Genomic DNA, 5956 nt, shown 5'->3' with positions numbered 1-5956 from the left:
GATCCGGCCCCATGACGCGCATCTGCACCGGCCAGCCGGTCGGCGGGCCGAGGAACAGACGATCGACCTTGGCACGGATGGATGGGAAGTCTTCAGCCAGAACGGTGCGCAACTTGACGATCAGCCGTTCGCGGGCCGGTTCGTCATTGGCCATGACGAGCAGCTGGGCAAAGTTGGGGTTGCTCAGCTGCTGGTCCAGCGGCAGGAAGAAGCGCGGCGCGCCTTCGCCGATATAGGTGGCGATGAAACGCTTGTCCTTGTCGTCCATCATCTTGGTTTCGAGCGCCTTGGCCTGCGCCTCGACTTCCTTGATGCTGGTGCCTTCCGGCAGCCAAAGGTCGACGAGGATTTCCGGCCGCGACGATTGCGGGAAGAAGTTCTGCGGAATGAACTGGAAAGCCCACAGGCTGGTGCCGAAGGTGACCAGCGTCATCACCAGGACGATGATGCGATGGCGCACGGCCCAGCTGACGGTAGCACGAAGCCGGCGGTAGAAACGCGTGTCGAAGACATCGTGATGGCTGCCGGCATGCTTGCGCTGCTTGAGGATCATGTTGCCGAGCCATGGCGTGAAATAGACCGCGACGAACCAGGAGACGATCAGCGCGATGCCGACGACATAGAACAGGGTGCGGACATATTCGCCGGCGGTCGAGGCCGCGAAGCCGACCGGAATGAAGCCGGCTGTGGTGATCAGCGTGCCGGTCAGCATCGGGAAGGCGGTCGAGGAATAGGCAAAACTCGCCGCCTCGACCTTGACCATCCCCTCCTCCAGCTTGCGCTCCATCATCTCGACGACGATCATCGCGTCGTCGACCAGAAGACCGAGCGCGATGATCAGCGCGCCGAGCGAGATGCGCTGCAGGTCGATGCCGAGTTCGTACATGATGGCGAAGGTCGCAGCCAGCACCAGCGGGATGGCGATGGCGATGACCAGGCCAGAACGCCAGCCTATCGACAGGAACGAGACGACGAGCACGATCAGCAACGCTTCGCCGAGCGCATGCATGAACTCGGCCACCGCATCGGTGACGACGCCCGGCTGGTCGGAGATCTGGTCGACCGCAACGCCGTAGGGCAGCGCCTCTTCGAAGCGCTTGTAGGTGGCCTCGACATCCTTGCCGACGTCGGTAACCTTGAAGCCCTTGGCCATGACGACGCCCAACTGCACGCTGTCGTGACCGTTGAAGCGGTATTTGCGCTGGAACGGATCTTCCAGCCCCGAGGTCACCGTGGCGATGTCGCCCAGCCTTGTGACCTGGCCGCCGGCGCGCAGGCGCAGGTTCCGGATATCCTCGACCTTGCCGACATCGCCCTCGACGGAGATGCGTACCGAGTTGGTGCCGGTATCGACGGAGCCGGCCGGGTCGACATTGTTCTGTCCCTTGATCGCATTCTGCAGATCGGTCAGCGTCAGGCCGCGTTCGGCCAGGGCCTTGGACGAGACGTCGACATAGAGCTTTTCCGGCTGGTCGCCGATGATGACGGCCTTCTCGACGCCGGGCGTCGTCAAAAGCATGTCGCGCGCCTGGATGGCGAACTTCTTCAGTTCGGGATAGCTGAAGCCGTCGCCGCTGATCGAATGCAAGGTGATGAAGGTGTCGCCGAACTCGTCGTTGAAATACGGGCCGAGCAGGCCCTGCGGCAGGTCGCCCTGGATATCGCCCACCTTCTTGCGCACCTGGTAGAACGCGTCGGTCACCTCGGCGGTGTTGGTGTCGCCCTTGATCTGCACGGTGATGATGGCGCTGCCGGCGCGGGTGAAGGAGCGCACGAAATCGAGATGCGGCGTTTCCTGCAGCTTGCGTTCGATCTTGTTGACGACCTGGTCTTCCATCTCCTTGATCGAGGAGCCCGGCCAGATCGCCTGGACGACCATGATCCGGAAGGTGAAATCGGGATCTTCCTTCTGGCCCATACGCATCAGGCCGAGCGCGCCGGAAATGATGATCAGGCCGAACAGGAACCGCGCAATGGCGGGATGGCCGATTGCCCAGCGCGACAGGTTGAAGGGCCGCTTCTCTTCCGTGGAATTGGTCATCGACGCTGGTCCATCTATCTAGCGCAACAAAATCGAGGGTTCATAGTGGCTTCCGGGCGGCAAGGCTCTCCGAGCGGAGAAGCACTCATCGCGGTGGGACGCGAGATCGATGTGGGGGTTACATCAATCGAGCGTCTCGGTCGGGCGCCTGCCGCCCGGAAACCAACGACTGCGGGAACGCGCAGCCGGTTGTCTGTCGTCAGCGCACCTGCTTGGCGTCGCCGTCTGCCGCGGATGCCGATTGCAGCGCCGCATCACCAGCGAGCTTCACCTTCAGGTTTTCGGTCATGAATTGCGTGCCGGCGGCGACCACGACATCGCCGGGTTTCAAACCCTCTGCGACACGCACGCCATCGGCGGCGAACTCGGCAACCTTGATCGGACGGGCATGAACGGTGTCGGCGCCACGATCGACGGTCCAGACGATCGATTGGGTGCCTTGCTCGGCCAATGCGCTCAGCGGGATCGAGACCAGCTGCCGCTCATTGGCCGCCGAGGCTTCGATGCTGGCGGTCATGCCGAGCAGCACACGCGGATCGTTTGGCAGGCTGACGCGGACGGCAAAGGTGCGTGACTGCGGATCGGCGCTACCGGCGACTTCGCGGACCTTGCCATCGAGCGCCAGCGCATCGTCGGACCAGAAGCCCGCCTTGACTGCCTTGCCCGGCCTGAATTCGGCGATTTCCATTTCGGGGACGGCGATCAGCACTTCCTTCTCGCCGTCGACGGCGACAGTGACAACCGGCGTACCGGAACCGACGACCTGACCGACGTCGGCACTGACCGTGGTGACGATGCCATCCCTGTCGGCCTTGAGATCGGTATAGCCGACCTGGTTCTTCGCCTGTGCAAGTGTCGAAAGGGCGGAATCACGCGTGGCGACCGCTTGGTCATAGGTCAAGGTCGCCTGTTCGAGCTGTGATTTCGGGGCAAAATTCTTGGCAAAAAGCTGCTCGGCTCGCTTGCGGGCAAGCTCCACAGTCTCGACCTGCCGCTCGGCGGCATCGAGCGCTGCCTGCGCGCTCTTGACCGAGAGGTCGTAGTCAATGGGATCGATGCGGGCGAGCACATCGCCCGCGGCCACATGCTGGCCGATATCGACGAGGCGCTCGGTGATCTTGCCATTGACGCGGAACGCCAGAGCGCTCTCGGTGCGGGCTCGCACCGAGCCGGAATAGGAGAGCGTGCGGGTGTCGTGCACCTTCGCGATCTCGACAACCTTGACGGGACGGATGATATCCTTGACTTCGGCTTTTTCCTGGCTGCAGCCGGCAAGCCCGAGAGTGGCGACGATCAGGCCGGCAACTGGCAGCTTGCGAAGGATGGAATTGGACAAAGACATCTTGGTACTCCGACTGGAGATGAATGGTCGACAACCGGCTGGCGGGGGCTATTACTTCAGAGCTCTGATCGCATAGTCGATCAGATCGTCGGGCATCGCCCGGTTGGTCTTGGCAAGGCACTGCGCAACCATTTGCGGATGGCACAGGATGACCGTTGCGGCACCGAAGCAGCGCGACGCGGTCACCGGGTCCTGTTGTCTGAACTCACCGGCCTCGATGCCGTCGCGGATCACCTCCGCAAACAGGTCGTGAATGCTGTCGACATGCTTGTCGATCACACTCCAGTCCCGTTCGAGGGCGACGATGACCATCTCGTGGACCTTCTGGTCGTCGAGCATGACCTCCATCGTCATCTTGTATTGCGCATGCACGTAACGCCGAAGCCGCTCCTCGGCGCTGATCGGCAGGCGCGAAATCTCGTAGGCCATCTTGTAGCTGGCGCCGAGCATACGGCCGCAGACGGCCTGGTGGATTTCGACCTTGGAGGCGAAGAAACGGTAGATGTTGGCGGGCGACATGCCGAGCTCACGCGCGATGTCGGCGACATTGGTCTTGCCGTAGCCATAGTGCCGGAACAGGCGCTCGGCGCAATCGAGAATGCGCGTTACATTTTCCTGTCGGGCGGCTTCGGCGACTATGGTGGCGGCTTCGGACATGATCCTCTATCGATTTACGAGTGATGAATTTCGATTTTCGTCACTCGTAAATTGAAAAGAGCGACCTGTCAATGCGGATTCGGTGTACACGTACGAATGATGACAGATGGTGACAGGGAACCGACGAAAGTCGCGGAGGCTTTGCCCAATCGCAAAGGTCGTAACTGGAGGAGAGCAGCGACGAGGCTTAAGTCCCCCTCGCCATCTCGCGCAACCGGAATTTCTGGATCTTGCCGGTCGAGGTCTTCGGGATTTCGGCGAAGATGACCGCCTTCGGCACCTTGAACCGGGCAAGCAGCGCGCGGCAATGATCGATGATCTCGGCTTCGGTCGCGGCCTTGCCGGGCTTCAGCTCGACATAGGCAACAGGCACCTCGCCCCATTTGTCGTCGGGCCTGGCGACGACGCCGCAAGAGGCAACCGACGGGTGCTTGTAGAGCGCGTCCTCGACCTCGATAGAGGAAATGTTCTCGCCACCGGAGATGATGATGTCCTTGGAGCGGTCCTTGAGCTGGATGTAGCCATCGGGGTGCATGACGCCGAGATCGCCGGAGTGGAACCAGCCGCCGGCGAAGGCCTCGTCGCTCGCCTTGCGGTTCTTCAAATAGCCTTTCATGACGATGTTGCCGCGGAACATGACCTCGCCGATGGTCTCACCATCGGCCGGTGTGGTCCGCATCGTCTCGGGGTCCATGACGGTCAGGCCTTCGAGCGCCGCATAGCGCACGCCCTGCCGCGCCTTCCTGGCACTGCGCTCGCCCTTTTCGAGATCATCCCAAGCGCCATGCCATTCGTTGACGACCGCCGGACCATAGGTCTCGGTCAGGCCGTAGAGGTGGGTGACGGCAAAGCCGGCATCGGCCATCCCCGACAGCACCGCTTCCGGTGGCGGAGCTGCCGCGGTGTTGAAGGTGACAGTCTGCGGGAATTCGCGCTTGTCCTCCTCCCTGGCATTGATCAGCACCGACATGACGACCGGGGCGCCGCACAGATGGGTGACGCCGTGATCGGCAATCGCATCGTAGATCGGCTTCGGCCGCACCCAGCGCAGGCAGACATGGGTGCCGGCCTGGACAGCGAGCGTCCAGGGAAAGCACCAGCCATTGCAGTGGAACATCGGCAGCGTCCAGAGATAGACGGCGTGCTTGGCCATGCCCGCATGAATGGTGTTGGTGTAGGCCATCAGCGCGGCACCGCGATGGTGGTAGACGACGCCCTTCGGATTGCCTGTCGTTCCGGAAGTGTAGTTGAGCGAGATGGCGTCCCACTCATCGTCGGGCATCGACCAAGCGAAATCCTCGGCGCCGCCTGCAACAAACGCCTCATAGTCCAGCGTGCCAACCCGCTCGCCCTTCGGATACGGCGCGTCGTCGGCGTATTCGGGATCATCATAGTCGATGACCAGCGGCTTGACCTTGGCCAGTTCCAGGGCCTGCCTGACAACGCCGGAGAATTCGCGGTCGACGATCAGCACCTTGGTCTCGGCATGATCGAGCTGGAAGGCGATGACCGCGGCATCGAGGCGGGTGTTGAGCGAATGCAGCACCGCCTTGGTCATCGGCACGCCGAAATGCGCCTCCAGCATCGGCGGCGTGTTTGACAGCATGACGGTGACGGTGTCGCCCTTGCCGATGCCGCGCCTGTCGAGCGCCGAGGCAAGCTTCAGCGACCGCTGCCAGAAGGTGCGATAGTCGATACGCTGGTGGCCATGAATGATGGCGAGATGGTCGGGATAGGTCTTGGCCGCGCGCTCAAGATAGGTGAGCGGTGTCAGCGGTTGATGGTTGGCCGCGTTCTTGTCGAGATCCTGTTCGTAAGGACTGCCCATCCCATGCTCCCCGATTTCTTTCAGACGTTCTAGTCATAGGCTCGGTCCGCGTCACCACAAACGATGCCACGACAGAGCGCATTCGGCG

4 protein-coding genes are annotated in these 5956 nt (G+C 62.1%); all 4 read right to left on the bottom strand.

The window, feature by feature from the left end:
* Positions 1-2041 (bottom strand): efflux RND transporter permease subunit (locus tag EN893_RS15065; RefSeq protein WP_164900885.1); only part of this gene is annotated, 2041 nt, incomplete at its 3' end.
* A 199-nt stretch (positions 2042-2240) separates the two neighbouring features.
* Entirely contained in the window at positions 2241-3383 is a 1143-nt protein-coding gene (locus tag EN893_RS15060) for an efflux RND transporter periplasmic adaptor subunit (protein ID WP_127269134.1), read from the bottom strand.
* Between the two features lie 51 nt (positions 3384-3434).
* The gene (locus tag EN893_RS15055; RefSeq protein WP_127269135.1) at positions 3435-4040 is read right to left on the bottom strand and encodes a TetR family transcriptional regulator; all 606 of its coding nucleotides are present in this window, start codon (positions 4038-4040) and stop codon (positions 3435-3437) included.
* 187 nt (positions 4041-4227) lie between these two features.
* Entirely contained in the window at positions 4228-5868 is a 1641-nt protein-coding gene (locus EN893_RS15050) for an acyl-CoA synthetase (protein ID WP_127269136.1), read from the bottom strand.
* Positions 5869-5956: the final 88 nt, after the last annotated feature.

The sequence above is a fragment of the Mesorhizobium sp. M7A.F.Ca.CA.004.04.2.1 genome, assembly GCF_004022825.1.
Taxonomy (GTDB): Bacteria; Pseudomonadota; Alphaproteobacteria; order Rhizobiales; family Rhizobiaceae; genus Mesorhizobium.
Note: the sequence above shows the minus strand (reverse complement) of the source record. Positions and strands in the feature narration are given on the sequence as shown.

Excerpts from the sequence above, each read along its gene's own strand:
- EN893_RS15050 (WP_127269136.1), bottom strand. The coding sequence starts at position 5,868 with ATGGGCAGTCCTTACGAACAGGATCTCGACAAGAACGCGGCCAACCAT.
- EN893_RS15055 (WP_127269135.1), bottom strand. The coding sequence starts at position 4,040 with ATGTCCGAAGCCGCCACCATAGTCGCCGAAGCCGCCCGACAGGAAAAT.
- EN893_RS15060 (WP_127269134.1), bottom strand. The coding sequence starts at position 3,383 with ATGTCTTTGTCCAATTCCATCCTTCGCAAGCTGCCAGTTGCCGGCCTG.